This window comes from Spirosoma validum (assembly GCF_014699035.1).
Taxonomy (GTDB): Bacteria; Bacteroidota; Bacteroidia; order Cytophagales; family Spirosomataceae; genus Spirosoma; species Spirosoma validum.
This window is the reverse complement of sequence record NZ_JACXAA010000001.1, coordinates 321,919-338,634: the sequence shown is the minus strand read 5'-3', so window position 1 is coordinate 338,634 and position 16,716 is coordinate 321,919. Positions and strand designations below refer to the sequence as shown.

Annotated in this window: 17 protein-coding genes; 15 read left to right on the top strand and 2 right to left on the bottom strand. The window is 47.7% G+C overall.

Annotated elements, in window-relative coordinates; all coding sequences use genetic code 11:
* Window positions 1–2 precede the first annotated feature (2 nt).
* Window positions 3–1,367, bottom strand: a complete 1,365-nt coding sequence (locus IC230_RS01365; protein ID WP_191037166.1) for an SGNH/GDSL hydrolase family protein — start codon at window positions 1,365–1,367, stop codon at window positions 3–5.
* Between the two features lie 220 nt (window positions 1,368–1,587).
* Between IC230_RS01365 and lysM the strand changes: the two genes are divergently transcribed.
* From lysM to IC230_RS01345, 4 genes are all read left to right on the top strand, one after another.
* Window positions 1,588–2,058: a peptidoglycan-binding protein LysM gene (lysM, locus tag IC230_RS01360; protein WP_191037165.1), complete on the top strand. Its 471-nt coding sequence runs from the start codon at window positions 1,588–1,590 to the stop codon at window positions 2,056–2,058.
* 144 nt (window positions 2,059–2,202) lie between these two features.
* The gene (locus IC230_RS01355) at window positions 2,203–3,114 is read left to right on the top strand and encodes a DUF937 domain-containing protein (protein ID WP_191037164.1); all 912 of its coding nucleotides are present in this window, start codon (window positions 2,203–2,205) and stop codon (window positions 3,112–3,114) included.
* A gap of 283 nt (window positions 3,115–3,397) precedes the next feature.
* Entirely contained in the window at window positions 3,398–4,282 is an 885-nt protein-coding gene (locus tag IC230_RS01350; protein WP_191037163.1) for a trypsin-like peptidase domain-containing protein, read from the top strand.
* 108 nt (window positions 4,283–4,390) lie between these two features.
* A complete protein-coding gene (locus IC230_RS01345; RefSeq protein WP_191037162.1) occupies window positions 4,391–5,476 on the top strand; it encodes a M20 family metallo-hydrolase in 1,086 nt (361 codons plus the stop codon).
* Between the two features lie 72 nt (window positions 5,477–5,548).
* Here the strand turns inward: IC230_RS01345 and IC230_RS01340 are convergent, their stop codons facing one another.
* Window positions 5,549–6,061, bottom strand: coding sequence for a DUF2911 domain-containing protein (locus tag IC230_RS01340; protein ID WP_191037161.1), 513 nt, complete (start codon window positions 6,059–6,061; stop codon window positions 5,549–5,551).
* Window positions 6,062–6,302: 241 nt separating this feature from the next.
* Here IC230_RS01340 and IC230_RS01335 point away from each other — a divergent pair, with 241 nt between their 5' ends.
* The 11 genes from IC230_RS01335 (at window position 6,303) to IC230_RS01290 (ending at window position 16,627) form a co-directional block, all read left to right on the top strand.
* A complete protein-coding gene (locus tag IC230_RS01335; protein ID WP_191037160.1) occupies window positions 6,303–7,649 on the top strand; it encodes an alpha-L-fucosidase in 1,347 nt (448 codons plus the stop codon).
* 71 nt (window positions 7,650–7,720) lie between these two features.
* The gene (locus IC230_RS01330) at window positions 7,721–8,701 is read left to right on the top strand and encodes a type I phosphomannose isomerase catalytic subunit (protein WP_191037159.1); all 981 of its coding nucleotides are present in this window, start codon (window positions 7,721–7,723) and stop codon (window positions 8,699–8,701) included.
* A 196-nt stretch (window positions 8,702–8,897) separates the two neighbouring features.
* Window positions 8,898–9,683 carry an L-fucose dehydrogenase gene (locus tag IC230_RS01325; RefSeq protein WP_191037158.1) on the top strand — a complete coding sequence of 262 codons (786 nt, stop codon included), beginning with the start codon at window positions 8,898–8,900 and terminating at the stop codon, window positions 9,681–9,683.
* A gap of 135 nt (window positions 9,684–9,818) precedes the next feature.
* Entirely contained in the window at window positions 9,819–11,198 is a 1,380-nt protein-coding gene (fucP, locus tag IC230_RS01320; RefSeq protein ID WP_191037157.1) for an L-fucose:H+ symporter permease, read from the top strand.
* A gap of 149 nt (window positions 11,199–11,347) precedes the next feature.
* Window positions 11,348–11,674: an L-rhamnose mutarotase gene (locus IC230_RS01315; RefSeq protein ID WP_191037156.1), complete on the top strand. Its 327-nt coding sequence runs from the start codon at window positions 11,348–11,350 to the stop codon at window positions 11,672–11,674.
* 79 nt (window positions 11,675–11,753) lie between these two features.
* Window positions 11,754–12,494, top strand: a complete 741-nt coding sequence (locus tag IC230_RS01310; protein WP_191037155.1) for a (Fe-S)-binding protein — start codon at window positions 11,754–11,756, stop codon at window positions 12,492–12,494.
* A 1-nt stretch (window position 12,495) separates the two neighbouring features.
* Window positions 12,496–12,654: a hypothetical protein gene (locus tag IC230_RS33895; protein ID WP_223860165.1), complete on the top strand. Its 159-nt coding sequence runs from the start codon at window positions 12,496–12,498 to the stop codon at window positions 12,652–12,654.
* A gap of 28 nt (window positions 12,655–12,682) precedes the next feature.
* Window positions 12,683–13,093 (top strand): zeta toxin family protein, encoded by a 411-nt coding sequence (locus tag IC230_RS01305; RefSeq protein WP_262893140.1) that lies wholly within the window; start codon window positions 12,683–12,685, stop codon window positions 13,091–13,093.
* Window positions 13,077–13,235, top strand: a complete 159-nt coding sequence (locus tag IC230_RS01300) for a hypothetical protein (RefSeq protein ID WP_191037154.1) — start codon at window positions 13,077–13,079, stop codon at window positions 13,233–13,235. The genes IC230_RS01305 and IC230_RS01300 overlap by 17 nt, the downstream gene beginning before the upstream one ends.
* Window positions 13,232–14,596, top strand: a complete 1,365-nt coding sequence (locus IC230_RS01295) for a lactate utilization protein B (protein ID WP_191037153.1) — start codon at window positions 13,232–13,234, stop codon at window positions 14,594–14,596. Before IC230_RS01300 ends, IC230_RS01295 begins: the two co-directional genes overlap by 4 nt.
* 96 nt (window positions 14,597–14,692) lie before the next feature.
* The gene (locus IC230_RS01290; protein WP_191037152.1) at window positions 14,693–16,627 is read left to right on the top strand and encodes a CocE/NonD family hydrolase; all 1,935 of its coding nucleotides are present in this window, start codon (window positions 14,693–14,695) and stop codon (window positions 16,625–16,627) included.
* Window positions 16,628–16,716: the final 89 nt, after the last annotated feature.

Sequence of the window (16,716 nt, the reverse complement as noted above, 5' to 3'; positions counted from 1 at the left end):
TCTTATTGTTGCAGGAGAACACGATGATAGTTGGCGGGATTAACCTGCGGTACGGTCGAGGCATACTTAGCATTAATACCTTTAATGATTTCGTTGGCTATAAGCGCATAACCAGCCGGAGTAAGGTGAATGCCATCCAGGCTAAATGCTCCTCCCTGAATAAATGCAGCTGTATACTTAATGCCGTTTTGCTGAAGTCCTGTTGCAGAAGCAAGTTGAGTTAATACCGTGTTCGGATCAACATAAGCTACTCCTTTGGCATCTGCCTGCGTTTTCATGACTCCGTTAAACTCGGCAATGCGCGCATTCATGGTCGCTATTTCTCCGGCATCCAATACAAATGTTGTCGGTAAGGGATTGGTAGCATCTAACCCATAACGGCCAACTTTTGTGCCTACATCTGTACGCCCAAACTTGGTCAATTCAGTCTGGTTGGCAAGCGATAACAGAAACAGGTCGTTAGCCGTAGAAGCACGGACGCCCTGGGGCGCATCGGACGCCTGAATCGCCAATGCCGGAAGATCAGGGGTTCCGGGCGCTAATACTTTAAATAGGCGATTAATGACGGAAAGTGTGATAAGCCGAAAATAAGGCGCTATCGTAATATTTGGGATACCAATAACTACCCCCTTACGACCACCTTCCGTCAGCTTGTTCATCATAGCCGTATAATTGGTTGTAAATAAGGCTGATGGCGTGAGGGCAGAAACACCACCCGAGGTGGCATAGGACAGTACATCGTTGTTACCTAACCAGCAAGAGAAAAAAGTAGCCCCCGTAAGATTATTGCTAACGTACTGAAAATACGTTGTCGCCTGATCGGCATCGCCCAAAAGTCGTTCAAAATAAGGGTTACCTTGCGTAGAGCCATATCCTTGCAGTAAGATGTCACCCATTTTGATGCCGGGAACGCCTAAGTTCTGATTGGCGCCCGTAAACTTAGTGAACAGAGCTGAGCCATTCGTATTTGTTACTCGAACGGCGCCCGGTGCTACCTGCTTAATCGCCGAGATCAGTGAGATTGGATTTGTAGTATCCGGTACCTGAACCAGTTTCATATAGCCCGATCCAGCAGCCTGAGCTTCCGCAAACAACGGTTGAATAAAGTCGCCACCACCTACCGTTTTGAATTGACCGGCCAGAATGTTTGGATAAGCGTTTAGTTGGCTATCGCGGTAAAGGCCCCCGTCGGCAAAGCCAGCGGTCAGTGAGTTCCCCACCGCTACGTATTTGGTAAAATCGGCGTTTCCCTTACTGGGTGTTTCACCATTCCCTCCGTTGGGATCAATGTCGTTAGTAGTGCAGGCAATGAGGCTAACCAATGTGGTTACGATCACCCCCCACCGCAATCTTGTGTAAACCTGCATTCGAGTTATATAGGTTGATTGTAAAAAAAATGGATAAACTTGAAAAAAAGAACGTAAAAGTATCCCTTTTTATGTGACCAATTGACCCTTGTTACGTAAAACTTACTAAGGCGTAATTGATTATATGAAAACAATCGCTTGGAGAAGATGTTGTTTTAAAAATCGATTGGCGTAGTGGCCGGCCGTTTATTACATGTTCCATTCAAACCATACTAAACCAATGGGTCTGTTATCATTTTTCAAAGGAGTAGGCGAAAAGATCTTTCACAATGATGCCCCAGCTGCAGCTGCGCCAGCAGAAGCCGAGAAGGTTGAACCAGTACGGGCACAGGCACTGCTTGACCATGTTAAGAAACTGGGCCTTGCTTACAATAGCCTGACGGTTAAGACCAAAGGCGATACCGTTACGTTAACGGGCTCCGTAAAGTCGCAGGAAGATTCGGAAAAAATAGCATTAGCAGTAGGTAACGTAGAAGGCGTGTCAGCAGTGGACAATCAACTGTCTGTTGATGAACCCGCAGCAGAAGGCAAATTCTATACAGTGAAATCAGGTGATTCACTATCGAAAATAGCGAAGGAAGTTTATGGTGATCCCATGAAATACGGCGTTATTTTCGAGGCTAATAAGCCTATGTTGAGCGATCCAGACAAAATTTATCCGGATCAGGTGTTGCGGATTCCACAACTGTAAGAACACGTTGTAGAGACATAAAAGGCGCAGGGTGTAAGTTGGCTTGATAAGCCTAATTTACACCCTGCGCCTTTTATAGCTTCTCCGTTTACGAAACAATCAGACAGATGGCCGGTTTATTGAGCGCAACTCAATGAAAAACTTATGGCCGTTCATTTAATCTCTTACCTCAAAGAACAGTTCACTCCTACCGTTGTCGACCAACTGAGCAGTGCTCTGAATGAATCATCGGCTAATACGTTAAAAGCCATTAATGGTACGTTGCCAACATTATTAGGTGGTTTGGCCCGACGCGTGCAGGCTACAGGAGGAGCATCGTCAATTGTTAGCTTTCTGGATAAAGGTGACTACGGAAACACACCGCTTGATGTGAGTCAGGCCATTGATGCAAAGTCCAATACAGTCGATAGTAACGCACCTGGGCGAGATTTTCTGAATGAAATCTTTGAGGATAAGCTCACGCGTGCAACTGAGCTAATCAGTACATATAGCGGAACAAAACCACAGTCGGTTCAAACCATTATGAGTCTGGCGGGCTCCGTGCTGGTAGGCGTTCTGGGGCGTCAGGAGCAAGAGAAAGGCCTGACTGCCGAGAGCCTGAAAACATTATTGCTGGGACAGGCGACTGAATTTAGAAAGACATTACCCACAGGTTTAGATGGAGTGGGTAGTTTACTTGGATTCGATGATCTTGTAACGCCCGCAGGTCAGCAAACCGAAGTGCAGGGAACCGATAACTTTAGCGGAACCGTCATCAATCCTAACATTCCCAAAAGCCCTGAAGGCGATCGTCGGCACGAAAACGTGCGCTGGTTGCGGTGGGCTATGATTGCCATTGCGGTATTGGTTCTGGGGCTACTAGTGCAGAAGTGCAGCGAAAATCAGAATAGTACTGATGGGATTAGTACAGATTCAACATCCCGTGTGGAGTCGAATGAGGTTGAAGATACGTCGGCAGCTACTAAAGCAAGCGTCGAGGAAGCGCATGGCCAAACCACTGACTCAACAGCGCCTGGTCCGCTTGGTATCCGTGATTCAACGAAACTGAATCGATAGACTAGGAACGCGGTTTAAGCAAGCTTATCTACTTGGTTAAAACTTGCTGGCTTAGACCACCAGCGACAGTTCTGTATCTGGCTAACAGGAGAATACGATAACTTATACGCCGGATGCGCCCCGTCAGGCTTCCGTTGATGATGTGCCAGGTGCTGTTGTTCCAACTGAGGTAAGGGTGAAACCTAAAAAATAGGCGATTAGGGAGTAACTTAGCGAGTCAATTGGTAAGCTGTATAGAACGATGGCTTACTGATTGACTCGCTAACTCCTTTACCACTTTTTTATGTTTGTTGACGCCATTGAACGCGTTGATACGTTTACCCGCCCCATGCATTCGATTGTTCGGCTTTATGGCCATGATGCAGTCGTGCCCGGTACGGCCACACTTTTTTTCGTCAACCAGGAAGGATATGCTATCACCTGCAAACACGTTGCCGAACTAATCGATCAGGCCGATACCATTCACCAGCATCACCGCAGCTTTCAGGGGGCTCACCGGGATATACTGCGTAACAAAAATTATACACACCTTCTAAGCCAGTTGGAGAATAAATTTAAGCTAAGTGCCGATACGATCATTCGTGTTCGCAACAGCTTTATCGGTTGCGTCGATCAGTATACGAAAATTGCCATTGAGTCTCATCCCACACAGGATTTAGCCATATTGCATTTTGAAGGCTATAACCGATTGTTATACCGTTCATATGCTACGTTTCTGGGCGACAGTTCGCTCGTAAAAGCGGGTCGAAGTTTGTGTCGGTTGGGGTATCCGTTTCCCGAATTCAACAACTTCCACTATAATCCCTCCAAGGATGATATCGAATGGGTAGCCACGGGACGTACTACCTCTCCAAGATTTCCTACCGATGGCATTATCACCCGGTTGATCAGTGAAAAAAGTGGTATAACGGGTATTGAAATGAGCACCCCCGGTTTGCGTGGGCAGAGTGGCGGTCCGCTGTTTGATCCTAAAGGGCTGGTTTATGGGATGCAGTCCTCAACCCGTCATCTACATATGGGTTTTGACATTGAAGATCGTGAGGTAATGGTTAACGGGCGTAAGAGTCGTGTATCCAACTATCCGTTCCTGAATGTTGGGCAGTGCGTTCATGTCGATGTAATCAAAACATTTCTACTCGAAAAAGGTGTGAAATTCTACGAAGGCTAAACGATTCGACATGCGCCTTATGGACGTAGCAACCCGGGAAGCGTAAGCAAACGTAACAGTTTCGTAACCTACTTTGAGCGTATCTTTGAGCCGCTAAAGGTCTTTATTATGACGCAACAAACTGCTCAATCATCCCTGCAAAATACCCTGTCAGCTGATGCGCTTGCACTGCTCAAACGCCTGATCGCAACCCCATCTTTCAGTCGGGAGGAAGATCGAACGGCCGCACTGATTGAATCCTTTTTTCAGGAAAAGCAGATTCCTTTCGAGCGACTAAAAAACAATATATGGGCGAAGAACCGCCATTTCGATCCGGCTAAATCGACTATTCTGCTGAACTCGCATCACGATACGGTCAAACCCAATCAATCGTGGACACTTGATCCGTTCGAACCTATTGAGCGTGACGGCAAACTGTTTGGTTTGGGTAGTAATGATGCTGGAGGCTGCTTGGTTTCGCTGATTGCTACGTTCGTTTACTTCTACGATCGGCCCGATATGGCCTATAATCTGGTCATGGCTGCTTCGGCTGAAGAGGAGATTTCAGGGCGCGATGGGCTGGAATTTTTGTTGCCCGACTTACCGCCGATTAGTTTCGCCATTGTTGGTGAACCGACCGAAATGCAACTGGCCATTGCCGAAAAGGGATTACTTGTGCTCGACTGCACAGCCCACGGCGTAAGCGGTCACGCGGCTCGCGACGAAGGGGATAATGCCATCTATAAAGCCATTAGAGATATAAACTGGCTTACTACGTATCAATTCCCGAACGTATCGCCAACTTTAGGTCCGGTTAAGCTGTCGGTAACGATCATCAACGCGGGTACACAACACAACGTAGTGCCCGATACGTGTACGTTTACTGTAGACGTGCGTGTGACGGAGCAATACACGCTCGAAGAAGTGATTGATAGTATTCGGGCTAATATTCAATCTGATGTAAAACCCCGTTCCATCCGCCTGAAACCGTCGTCCATTCCAATCGATCATCCGATTGTACAAGCGGGTCTCGCGCTGGGTCGTCATGCCTACGGGTCACCCACTACGTCCGATCAGGCCGTGCTGAATTGTCCGTCACTCAAATGTGGACCGGGGCATTCGGGACGGTCGCACTCAGCCGATGAGTTCATTTATCTTCGAGAAATCCAGGAAGGCGTAGATGGCTATATTCGAATGCTGGAACAGATTCTTTGAAAGGCTATTAACGAAGTGAGGGCAGATTCTCAATCTGCCCTCACTTCGTTAACAAGTGTCGGTAAATACGGTCTATTTCACTGTGAAATCCGCCTGTGCATCGGCCCAATTGATCGATACAACGCCTTTGGGCGAAATGTCAATCGCCATCTGCTCGGCAAACTTAGCGGACTTCTTGGCTGGCACGTTAACCCGCAATACGTCTTCGTCCTGCTTATAGGTGAATGCCCCCCACTTAATGCCTTTGTTAATAATGATTGTCCAATCTTTTTCCGTCGGAATCGTAAATAAAGCGTAACGTCCTTTGGCAACGGGCTTTCCTTCTAGGGTTACGTCGTCCGAAAATTCAATAGTCGTTGTTTCGTTAGCGCCTGTGCGCCAGACCTTATCATAAGGCACGAGTTTCCCGAAGATTTCCCGGCCTTTGACGGATGGCTTACTGTACTTAATGGTAATCGTTTTGCCACCAACGGTGGCTTTGGCTTCGGCCGGCGGACTTGGCCGTTTGGCCGGATCATCCTGTGCATTAATGGTTAGGGTGGCTAGCACGCAGGCTAACGAGAGCAGAAGTTGCTTTGCGTTCATTGGTTTATTATTTGTTTAAGAACCATACAAAAATACAGTGTCAGTTGGACAATCAGTCAACAGAAGCTGTTCATCTTTATTCAAGTATGTTCACATTGATTGTCAGCACATTTCGAGAAACATATGATTCGTAGTACAGATCGTTAATGAAGCAGAAAATGGGTTCCTGCGTTTTTTGAGTACTTTTGGTACTTCAAAAACTGGTGGTTTAAGGACCCTTTATAGACTTCCCTGCTCCTCTATGCGCTCTTTTTTTCTATCTGGATTGGCGGCCTTGGTAACCGCAACACTGACGTATTCACAACCCAAGCCAAGTCCGCGTCAACTGGCCTGGCAACCTCTTGAAACCACGGCGTTTCTGCACTTCACCGTCAATACGTATACGGATAAGGAATGGGGTGATGGAACCGAAAGCCCGTCGATTTTCAATCCTACCAAACTCGATGCCCGCCAATGGATCAAATCGCTGAAAGATGCGGGTTTCAAAATGGCCATCATCACGGCCAAACACCACGACGGCTTTTGCCTATGGCCCTCGAAAATGACCGAACACTCGGTGAAGAATAGTCCCTGGAAAAATGGTAAAGGCGACGTAGTGAAAGAAGTAGCCGATGCTTGCCGCGAGTTTGGTCTGAAATTCGGGGTTTATCTCTCGCCTTGGGACCGTCACGAGCCGCGCTACGGTACGGCCTCCTACAATGATTATTACAAAAGCCAGCTCCGCGAACTGCTGACGAACTACGGTCCCATTTCAGAGGTTTGGTTTGACGGAGCCAAGGGGGAAAACGCGAAAGACATGACCTACGATTTTGAGGGTTATTGGGCGCTGGTACGTGAATTACAACCTGGTGCTGTGATGTTTTCCGATGCTGGCCCGGATGTACGCTGGGTGGGTAACGAAGCGGGTAATGCGGGCGAAACCTGCTGGTCGACCATCAACACCGAAGGACTGGCTCCTGGCAAAGCAGATTCCAAATACCTGAATCGGGGTGATGCGACGGGGAAACAATGGGTTCCCGCCGAAACAGACGTATCGATTCGTCCGGGCTGGTTTTATCACGCTGCCGAAGATGCGAAAGTGCGCTCGGGTAAGAATCTGGTAAACCTGTACTATCAGTCCGTTGGTCGGAATAGTTTATTGCTGCTTAACGTACCACCGAATCGTGAGGGTCTTTTCTCGGAGCCAGACATTGCCAGTCTGAAAGAATTTCGGAGTATTCTGGACGAAACGTTCAAAAATAATCTGGTCACCAGGCAGCCTAAACTGACGGATAAGCAGTTAGCTACGTTCACAACACTATCCGCCAATCAACCACTGACCCTTGATTTAGGCACTGAACAATCATTCGATCGGATTTCGATTCAGGAAAATATCGCCAATGGGCAACACGTAGCCAGTGGCCGGGTGGAATACTGGGATGGGGCAGGTTGGAAGACCATCCAGACCTTCACGACCGTAGGTTACAAACGACTGTTACGTTTCCCGGATGTAAAGAGTAGCCGAATTCGGTTGACGATGACGAACGCTAACGGGCCTGTGCAATTAGCGGAATTAGGTGTATATAAGGCTTCAGGACGCGAAGAATAAAGTAATTAACAAATGGCTTACTTTGCCGGTTAATTTCAATAGTATTTATTCTCCATTAGCCATTCACCCGCATGTTGTACCCGCTTACGTTCGAGACCATCTTTAAAGACAAAATCTGGGGTGGTCAGAAAATCAAAACCATTCTCGATAAAGATTTTTCTCCCCTACCCAATTGTGGCGAGACCTGGGAGGTGTCCGATGTAGAAGGCAACGTATCGGTTGTAAAGGAGGGAAGCCTACAAGGGAAATCGCTGCACGAACTCGTTGAGCAGTACAAAGACAAACTGGTCGGCGGGCACGTTTATGCTAAGTACGGTAATCGGTTCCCGCTACTCATCAAGTTTATCGATGCTAATGATGATCTGTCGATTCAGGTTCACCCGAACGACGAGCTGGCTAAAAAGCGGGGTAGTGGGTTCGGTAAAACCGAGATGTGGTACATCATTGAAGCCGACAAAGGTGCTAAACTTAATTCGGGCTTTAACCGCGAAGTGACGAAAGAGGAATACGTAAAAGCCGTTGCCGATAACACTATTCAGGATATTCTGAACATCGAGCCTGCCCAACCCGGCGACGTATTTTTTCTACCCGCTGGTCGGGTTCACTACATCGGAAAGGGATTGTTACTGGCCGAAATTCAGCAAACCTCTGACACTACGTATCGTATTTACGACTTCGACCGTGTGGATGCTACCACTGGTCAGAAACGCGAACTTCATACTGACCTAGCCGTTGATGCCATCGATTACCATCACTACGATCAGTATAAAACCCTGTACGACAAAAAACTTAACGAGAGTGTCAATGCAGTTACGAGCGATTACTTTGTAACCAACGTGTTGAATTTCAATCAGGAAGTCGAGCATGACTATACCCATATCGATTCGTTTGTCGTGTTGATCTGTGTGGCAGGGGCCTTAACCGTTGAAGCGGAGGGAGGCCATAGTATATCGCTCAAAATGGGACAGTGTGTCCTGATTCCGGCCTCAATCAACAATGTAACGCTCGTTCCCGACGGTGATATGACGGTGCTGGAAACCTACGTACCATAGCTGTCCAATCGTAGGGTTTGTGTATTAACAAAGACGCAGATTGCTAAGATCCTACAGCATACTTGCTAGTGAAATAAAAAAGCCGAAAGGAGAAAAGGCGTAGGTTTGCCTTTCTCGTTTCGGCTTTCTATTGGAATCAACGTAGCGTTCTCAATCGTGATTCGAAACACTACGTCATTCGTAAATCAATTAACGTATGAATCTGAATTTGACGGATAAAGTCATTCTTGTTACAGGTGGTGCCAAAGGCATTGGTGAAGGGATTTCAACCGTGCTGGCCGCTGAAGGCGCTATTCCCGTAATTATTGGCCGCAATGAAACCGATAACAATAAAACCGTTGATGCCATTCGTGCCAAAGGTGGTCAGGCGTATCAGTTTGTTGCGGAGTTATCGCAACCTGAGCCGTGCAAACAAGCTATCGAACAAACACTGGCACAGTTTGGACGTATCGATGGACTGGTTAATAACGCGGGTGTAAATGATGGCGTTGGCCTGGAAAATGGCTCATACGAAGGATTTATTGCCTCTCTCCATAAGAACCTGGTGCACTATTACCTGATGGCTCACTACGCGCTGCCCGCCTTGAAAGAATCGAAAGGTCCAATCGTTAATATCGGTTCAAAAGTAGCCGAAACGGGTCAGGGAAATACATCGGCCTATGCCGCAGCCAACGGCGGACGTAACGCCCTCACTCGTGAGTGGGCGGTTGAACTGCTCCCTTATGGAATTCGGGTTAACTGCGTTGTGGTGGCGGAGAGTTGGACACCACTTTATGAAAGCTGGATTAAAACCCTGCCGAATCCGGAAGAAAAACTGAAGCAGATTGTCTCGAAAATTCCGCTCGAACATCGAATGACTACTACTGAAGAACTGGCGAATATGGTTGCCTTCCTCTTGTCAGATAAATCAAGCCACACAACCGGCCAGCTTATTCACGTCGATGGTGGCTACACACATTTGGATCGATCCATTACGGACTAAATTTTTGCATAAGGATGTCAAAACATAATGGAACGCTGATTTTTATGAATACTATGGTAAGTTAGATCTTATTAAATCATAAGAGTCAGCGTTCCATTAATTGCCGTAAATCAACAATCCTAAATCATATATTAAATGGCTCTTGGCCCCGCTTCTGATAATGTTAAACTGAAACCCGGTCAGGAGACTGGTAATTATGGACTAGCGTTTGCGCTGGTAACCAGTTTGTTTTTCCTGTGGGGCTTAGCCAATAGCCTGAATGGATCGCTCATTAAACAGTTTCAAATCGCGCTGGATCTGAACCGCTTTCAGGCCGGTATTGTCGATTTTGCGTTCTATCTCGGCTACTTTTTCATGGCGCTACCCGCGGGCTACGTGATGCGGAAGTTTGGCTATAAACGTGGTATTTTACTCGGTTTGTTGCTGTATGGGGGAGGAGCTTTTTTGTTTTATCCGGCGGCTGAAGTACGGGTTTATAGCTTTTTCTTACTGGCCCTGTTCACAATGGCCTGTGGGATTGCCTTTTTGGAAACGGCAGCTAATCTCTACGTAACAGTGCTTGGCGATCCGTCAAAATCAGAATGGCGACTTAATTTTTCGCAGTCATTCAACGGAATTAGTGCGATTCTGGGCCCCGTAATTGGCGCGCTGTTTATTTTTTCCAAAACAGAGTACACGCCCGAAATGCTGACGACAATGGCGCCGGCACTGGCAGAAGCGATTCGGGTTGAGGAAGCCCTTTCGGTTCAGGGACCCTATTTAGTGATCGGGTCAATTATTGCGCTCGTGTTTTTGCTGTTTGCCATTACAAAAATGCCGGAAGTTGGTGCCGAAGAGGAACAGGCTGCCGGAGAGGTATCGGTTATGCGAATCTTCCGACACCGACATTTGACGTTAGGCATCATTGCCCAATTTTTAAACGTAGGGGCGCAAGCCACACTCTGGGGGTATTTTGTTGACCTTAAACTCGACTTCTCGCGCGAAGGCCACTGGGTATTGGCCGAGGGTTATATGAATCTGATCAACTCGCTTACTGGTGGTTCCAGCGATCTATCATTGACACAAATCGCTGGCTTTCACGCGTCGTTCGCCTTAGTTCTGTTTATGCTGGGTCGCTTTGTCGGTACGTCATTGATGACCCGTATTCGGCCGAACGTCGTGTTGACGATTTACGCAGTTGGCGCATTGGTCATGGTTCTACTGGCTATGCTCCTGGGTGGTTTGACAGCCGTGATTGCCCTCAGCTTTACGTATTTCTTCCAGTCGATTCAGTTCCCGACCATTTTCGCGCTGGCTACGAAGGGACTTGGCGCTGAGTCGAAAATAGCGTCGTCGCTGGTGATCATGAGTATTGCCGGTGGGGCGCTCATGCCGTTAGTCGCTGGAGCACTGTTTGCCAAAGGTCCGGTTTATGCGTTGATCGTGCCCTTAGTTTGCTTTGCTTTTATTGTGTTTTACGCCATGCAAGGTTACCAAACCCGTTTCAAGGACGTAGAACAGGCACCAGTAATTTAATTAGAAAAGGATAGGGTAAGCAAAGGAAAGTTGCTACGCCACCACCACTTAACTTGCCTGCGGTTCATTGAATTGAGCAGATTTTACACAGTCCTGTAAATCATTCACATTCTATGAGTCCGGCCGCGTCGGCGTTCCGATCAGAAAGTATGCGTTATTGCCTTGCACTCGATTTAAAAGATGACCCGGCTCGAATTGCTGAGTATGAAGAATACCATAAACGTATTCGACCCGAAATAGAAGCGAGTATTCGTGAATCGGGAATTACGGAGATGGAAATTTATCGCATCGGCAATCGGTTATTTATGATCATGGAGACCGACGATATGTTCTCATTTGACGCAAAAGCAGCCGCCGATGCGGCTAATCCGAAGGTTCAGGAATGGGAGGATTTAATGTGGACGTATCAGCAGTCGCTTCCCATGGCGAAACCCGGAGAAAAATGGGTATTAATGAAAAATATTTTTACGATGTGAATGAGTAAATGAGTGAATTAAGGAAAAGCTTAAGCCGACCTATTCGCTCATTCGCTCATTCGCTCATTCACTCATTCGAATGAACGTTGCCTTATTTATTCCCTGCTACGTTGATCAGTTCTATCCGCAAGTTGGTATCGCGACGATGCGATTGCTGGAAAAGGTTGGTGTTCAGGCTACGTTTCCGATGCAGCAAACATGCTGTGGTCAGCCAATGGCCAATGCCGGTTGCGAAGCCGATTCGATTCCGGTCTATCACAACTACGTACGAGCCTTCGCTGATTATGATTACATCGTAGCGCCATCGGGGAGCTGTGTGTATCACGTCCGGAAGCATTTCAACATCATTGAGCAGACGCCCGCCGTTAAGCATGTTCGTGAACGCACGTATGAACTTATCCAGTTTCTGACCGACGTACTGGGCGTAACGAGTATCGACGCTGAGTTTCCGTATCGCGTGGGCTTGCACCAAAGCTGCCACGGTCAGCGTGGGTTGCGCTTAGCGCCCGATTCTGAAATGACGCCAAATCGTGATGGGAAGGTCAGTAAGTTGCTGAAGCAGGTCCGTGGGCTGGAATTGATCGAGCTGGATCGCTACGATGAGTGCTGTGGTTTCGGGGGTGCTTTCTGCGTATCCGAAGCGGCTGTATCGGCCCGTATGGGACAGGATCGCGTGCAGGACCACGTCAGGAACGGTGCTCAGGTTATTACCGGTGGCGACGTATCGTGCCTGATGCACCTCGAAGGTGTCATGCGACGGCAGAAGTTACCTATACGCGTGATGCACGTAGCAGAAATCCTGACCGGAAGCGTTTCGTAAGATGCCGAATTTATACATTATGGCTGGCCCCAATGGAGCCGGAAAAACAACAGCCGCTTATACGTTATTGCCCGAGATTTTAGACGTATGGGAATTTGTTAATGCTGACGAACCGGGCCGTCGTTACGGTTGCTCGTGGCTTATCGCCTTTTCAACCTGATTCTGTTGCTTTCGAAGCTGGACGGATTATGCTGCAACGGATTGATTTTTTGATTAACAAACGGGTTGACTTTGCTTTTGAAACTACGTTATCCACACGCTCGTACGTACAAACAATTCACCGGGCAAGAGAAGCTGGCTACACTATCATGCTTTTCTTCGTATATTTATCTTCAGCGGAAATGGCTGTTAATCGAGTCGCCAAACGTGTATCTATGGGTGGGCATAATATACCTACGGATATTATCTACCGTCGTTACGAGCGAGCACTAATTAATTTATTCGCTCTTTATTTACCAATCTGCGATTCATTTCTGTTTATCAATAATAGCGGTGAGGAGCCTGTAGAAGTAGCAAAAGGTGGTTTATTGTTTGAGGATGTAGTATCCGATCAGGGTTTGTGGAATTATCTGTTAAGCCAATATGGAAACGGTAAGTAAACAGGAAGACATCTCAGAAAAAGTTATGAAAGGGTTTCGGCTGGCTCATAAGCGGTTGGTTGAAAAAGCGAAACGCGAGGATGATACGTTAGTTATCGAGCGTGATGGTAAAATTATGCATATCAAAGCTCGAGACCTATGACGCACTCACAAGCTGCCGACCGCTTCACCGCTGATTTTGACCGCACAACCTGGCACGATCAGGCACTATGGTTCGTACGGCAAAAGCGCGACCGAATGGCCTATTCGCTGCCCGAATGGGAAGAACTCCGCGAACTAGCTTCGCAGATAAAAAACCACGCGCTCAGTAAGTTAGATACGTATTTAGAAGAGTTTGAACGGAACGCTCAGGCCAATGGTGCGCACGTTCACTGGGCAGCCAATGCGCAGGAACACAACGAGATTGTGCTGAGTATTCTACGCAAAAACGGTTCCTCGCGGCTGGTCAAAAGTAAATCCATGCTCACGGAAGAATGCCATCTGAATCCGTATCTGATCAAAAACGGTGTAGAAGTAGTGGATACGGATTTGGGCGAACGGATCATTCAATTAATTGACGAGCCGCCGAGCCATATCGTGATGCCAGCCATTCACCTCAAGAAGGAAGATGTTGGTGATATTTTTCATAAGTACCTCGACACACCGGCTGGAGCCAGCGATCCACAGTTTCTGGCTGAGACGGCTCGTCAACACCTGCGTAAGCATTTCGTAGCGGCTGATGCAGCTCTATCAGGCGTGAATTTCGCTATTGCCGAAACAGGTGGGTTTGTCGTCTGCACCAACGAGGGCAATGCCGATCTGGGCGTTACGTTAGCTCCGGTGCATATTGCCAGCATGGGCATCGAGAAAATTATTCCAAAACTCGAACACCTTGGCGTCTTTACCCGTCTGCTGACTCGTTCGGCAACGGGCCAATTGATGACGGCCTACACCAGCCATTTCCACAAACCTCGTCCCGGCCAGGAGTTGCATATCGTGATTGTGGATAACGGACGTGTTGAGCAACTGGGTCGACCTGATTTCCGGGCATCGCTGAAATGTATTCGTTGTGGCGCCTGTATGAACACTTGTCCGGTTTATCGACGGAGCGGGGGACATAGTTATGATTACACCGTTCCGGGACCAATTGGCTCCATTCTCTCGCCCAATGTTGATCTGAAAAAACACAGTACGTTGCCCTTTGCCAGTACGTTATGCGGTTCCTGTTCGGATGTTTGTCCGGTCAAGATTGATATTCACGTACAACTCTACAAATGGCGGCAGATCATCGGTGAGCAAAAAGCAATGCCTACGGCCAAACGATTGGGTATGAAGGGCCTGGCAAAAGTACTGGCTCGCCCGAAGCTCTACGCTCGGTTGGGCAAAGCGGCTCGTCGGGTGCTGGCGTCAACGCCGTATTCGCTCTCGCACAATGGTACGTTGAATCCCTGGGCCATCGCCCGCGAATTACCTGAACCTCCGAAAGAGAGTTTCCGCGAGTGGTACGCTAAAAATGCCAAATAGATTTTTCAAAAACGCCCGACGCAATCGGGCGTTTTTTGTTGATGGTCGGTATTCGCCAATCCAGTATCTTTGGTTATCACTCATCAATTCCTTTTTATGAAACTCCGTTTACTGGCTCTGTTGTCCATTCTTGTTACGTCAGGACAGGCTCAAACTACGACACTTGGCAATTTCGTCAAAGACAATTACCAGAAGTTCGAGTACAAAATTCCGATGCGCGATGGCACGAAACTCCATACGGCCGTTTACGTTCCGAAAGATGCTTCCGCTACGAAAAAGTACCCGTTCATGATGCAGCGGACGTGTTACAGCGTAGCGCCCTATGGTGCTGATACGTATCCTACGCAGGTTGGTCCATCGGGAACGCTCATGCGGGAGAAATTCATTTTTGTGTATCAGGATGTACGCGGTCGCTGGATGTCGGAGGGCACCTGGACCAATATGACGCCTTCCGTAACGGACCAGCAACCAGCACCCGTAGCGAAAGGAAAAAAGAAAGTGACGGCTCCCGTTAGCAGTACGTTAGTCGATGAGAGTTCTGACACGTATGATACGATTGAATGGCTGCTTAAAAATGTACCGAACAACAATAGTCGGGTAGGGCAGTGGGGAATTAGTTATCCTGGTTTTTATACCATTGCTGGCGCTGTAGCAGCTCATCCAGCCCTAAAAGCATCGTCGCCACAGGCACCCGTTTCGGACTTTTTCTTCGATGATTTTCACCACAACGGTGCTTTCATTCAAGCCTACTTATTTACGTTCCCGGTCTTTGGCGTTCAGCATCCGGCTCCAACCACGAAAGACTGGTATCTCAACGACTTTATTAAGACAGGTACTACTGATGGATTTCAATTTCAGTACGATCTTGGTCCGTTGAAAAACGTAGATAAATATTACAAGGGTAATTTCTTCTGGCAGGAGACCGTCAATCACCCAAACTACGACGAGTTCTGGCAGAAACGTAGCATCATTCCGCACCTTAAAAACATAAAACATGCCCTGATGACCGTTGGCGGCTGGTTCGACGCGGAAGATTTATACGGCCCGCTGAACATCTACAAAACGGTTGAGAAGAACAACCCCGGCACGTATAACACACTCGTAATGGGACCGTTTGGGCACGGTCGCTGGTCGCGCGAAACGGGTCATACCCTGCATAGCAACGTTTATTTCGGCGATAGTATCGCTACGTTCTACCAACGTAATATCGAGGCCAAATTCTTCGATCACTTTTTGAAAGGACCCGGTGATGGAAAAACGGGGTTACCCGAAGCGTATCTGTTCAATACAGGACGTAACGAATGGAAAACATTTGATAAATGGCCAGCCGATAATGCGCAGAAAACACAGTACTTTCTGACTAAAGAAGGACAACTGGCGACGAACAAAATAATGGGTTCGACTGAAGCGGGCGGCAATTCGTTTTCGGAGTTTGTGAGCGATCCGATGAAACCCGTTCCGTACACGGAAGATATTACTACGTTGCAGGGATTCACACCCTTCAATTACATGTCGGAAGATCAGCGGTTTGCCAGTCGACGGCCCGACGTACTTACATTCCAGACGGACGTATTGACGGAAGATATGACGCTGGGTGGTGAAATTATGGCGAAGCTTAAAGTCAGCACAACAGGTACGGATGCCGACTGGGTGGTGAAGCTGATTGACGTTTATCCGCCTGATGAGCCCAACCACGCCTATATGCCGAATAAAAACATTACGTTGGGAAATTACCAGCAGATGGTACGTTCAGAAGCCATGCGCGGCCGTTTTCGTAATTCATTCGAGAAACCCGAACCGTTCAAATCGGGAGAGGTAACCGACGTGAATTTTCGGTTACAGGACGTATTGCATACCTTCAAAAAGGGACATCGGATGATGATTCAGGTGCAGAGTACGTGGTTTCCACTTATCGACAGAAATCCACAGAAATATGTGGATAACATCTACAAAGCTGATGCCGCCGATTTTCAGAAAGCAACCCATCGGGTGTATGATAATTCAGTCATTGAAGTCCAGGTGCTTAAATAAAAACCAGTTGGTTAATTGTGGCGTTGTACCGTTATCAAATCTGTCAGTCAACCACTACGGTAGGCTGTCTTACAACTTTGTACTAAACA

Bases quoted from the DNA above. Each gene is read 5' to 3' on its own strand.
- IC230_RS01310 (WP_191037155.1), top strand. From the start codon at position 11,754: ATGAACGTTGCCTTATTTATTCCCTGCTACGTTGATCAGTTCTATCCG.
- IC230_RS01305 (WP_262893140.1), top strand. From the start codon at position 12,683: ATGCTGCAACGGATTGATTTTTTGATTAACAAACGGGTTGACTTTGCT.
- lysM (WP_191037165.1), top strand. From the start codon at position 1,588: ATGGGTCTGTTATCATTTTTCAAAGGAGTAGGCGAAAAGATCTTTCAC.
- IC230_RS01330 (WP_191037159.1), top strand. From the start codon at position 7,721: ATGTTGTACCCGCTTACGTTCGAGACCATCTTTAAAGACAAAATCTGG.
- IC230_RS01340 (WP_191037161.1), bottom strand. From the start codon at position 6,061: ATGAACGCAAAGCAACTTCTGCTCTCGTTAGCCTGCGTGCTAGCCACC.
- IC230_RS01335 (WP_191037160.1), top strand. From the start codon at position 6,303: ATGCGCTCTTTTTTTCTATCTGGATTGGCGGCCTTGGTAACCGCAACA.
- IC230_RS33895 (WP_223860165.1), top strand. From the start codon at position 12,496: ATGCCGAATTTATACATTATGGCTGGCCCCAATGGAGCCGGAAAAACA.
- IC230_RS01355 (WP_191037164.1), top strand. From the start codon at position 2,203: ATGGCCGTTCATTTAATCTCTTACCTCAAAGAACAGTTCACTCCTACC.
- IC230_RS01345 (WP_191037162.1), top strand. From the start codon at position 4,391: ATGACGCAACAAACTGCTCAATCATCCCTGCAAAATACCCTGTCAGCT.
- IC230_RS01350 (WP_191037163.1), top strand. From the start codon at position 3,398: ATGTTTGTTGACGCCATTGAACGCGTTGATACGTTTACCCGCCCCATG.
- fucP (WP_191037157.1), top strand. From the start codon at position 9,819: ATGGCTCTTGGCCCCGCTTCTGATAATGTTAAACTGAAACCCGGTCAG.
- IC230_RS01290 (WP_191037152.1), top strand. From the start codon at position 14,693: ATGAAACTCCGTTTACTGGCTCTGTTGTCCATTCTTGTTACGTCAGGA.
- IC230_RS01315 (WP_191037156.1), top strand. From the start codon at position 11,348: ATGCGTTATTGCCTTGCACTCGATTTAAAAGATGACCCGGCTCGAATT.
- IC230_RS01325 (WP_191037158.1), top strand. From the start codon at position 8,898: ATGAATCTGAATTTGACGGATAAAGTCATTCTTGTTACAGGTGGTGCC.
- IC230_RS01365 (WP_191037166.1), bottom strand. From the start codon at position 1,367: ATGCAGGTTTACACAAGATTGCGGTGGGGGGTGATCGTAACCACATTG.
- IC230_RS01295 (WP_191037153.1), top strand. From the start codon at position 13,232: ATGACGCACTCACAAGCTGCCGACCGCTTCACCGCTGATTTTGACCGC.
- IC230_RS01300 (WP_191037154.1), top strand. From the start codon at position 13,077: ATGGAAACGGTAAGTAAACAGGAAGACATCTCAGAAAAAGTTATGAAA.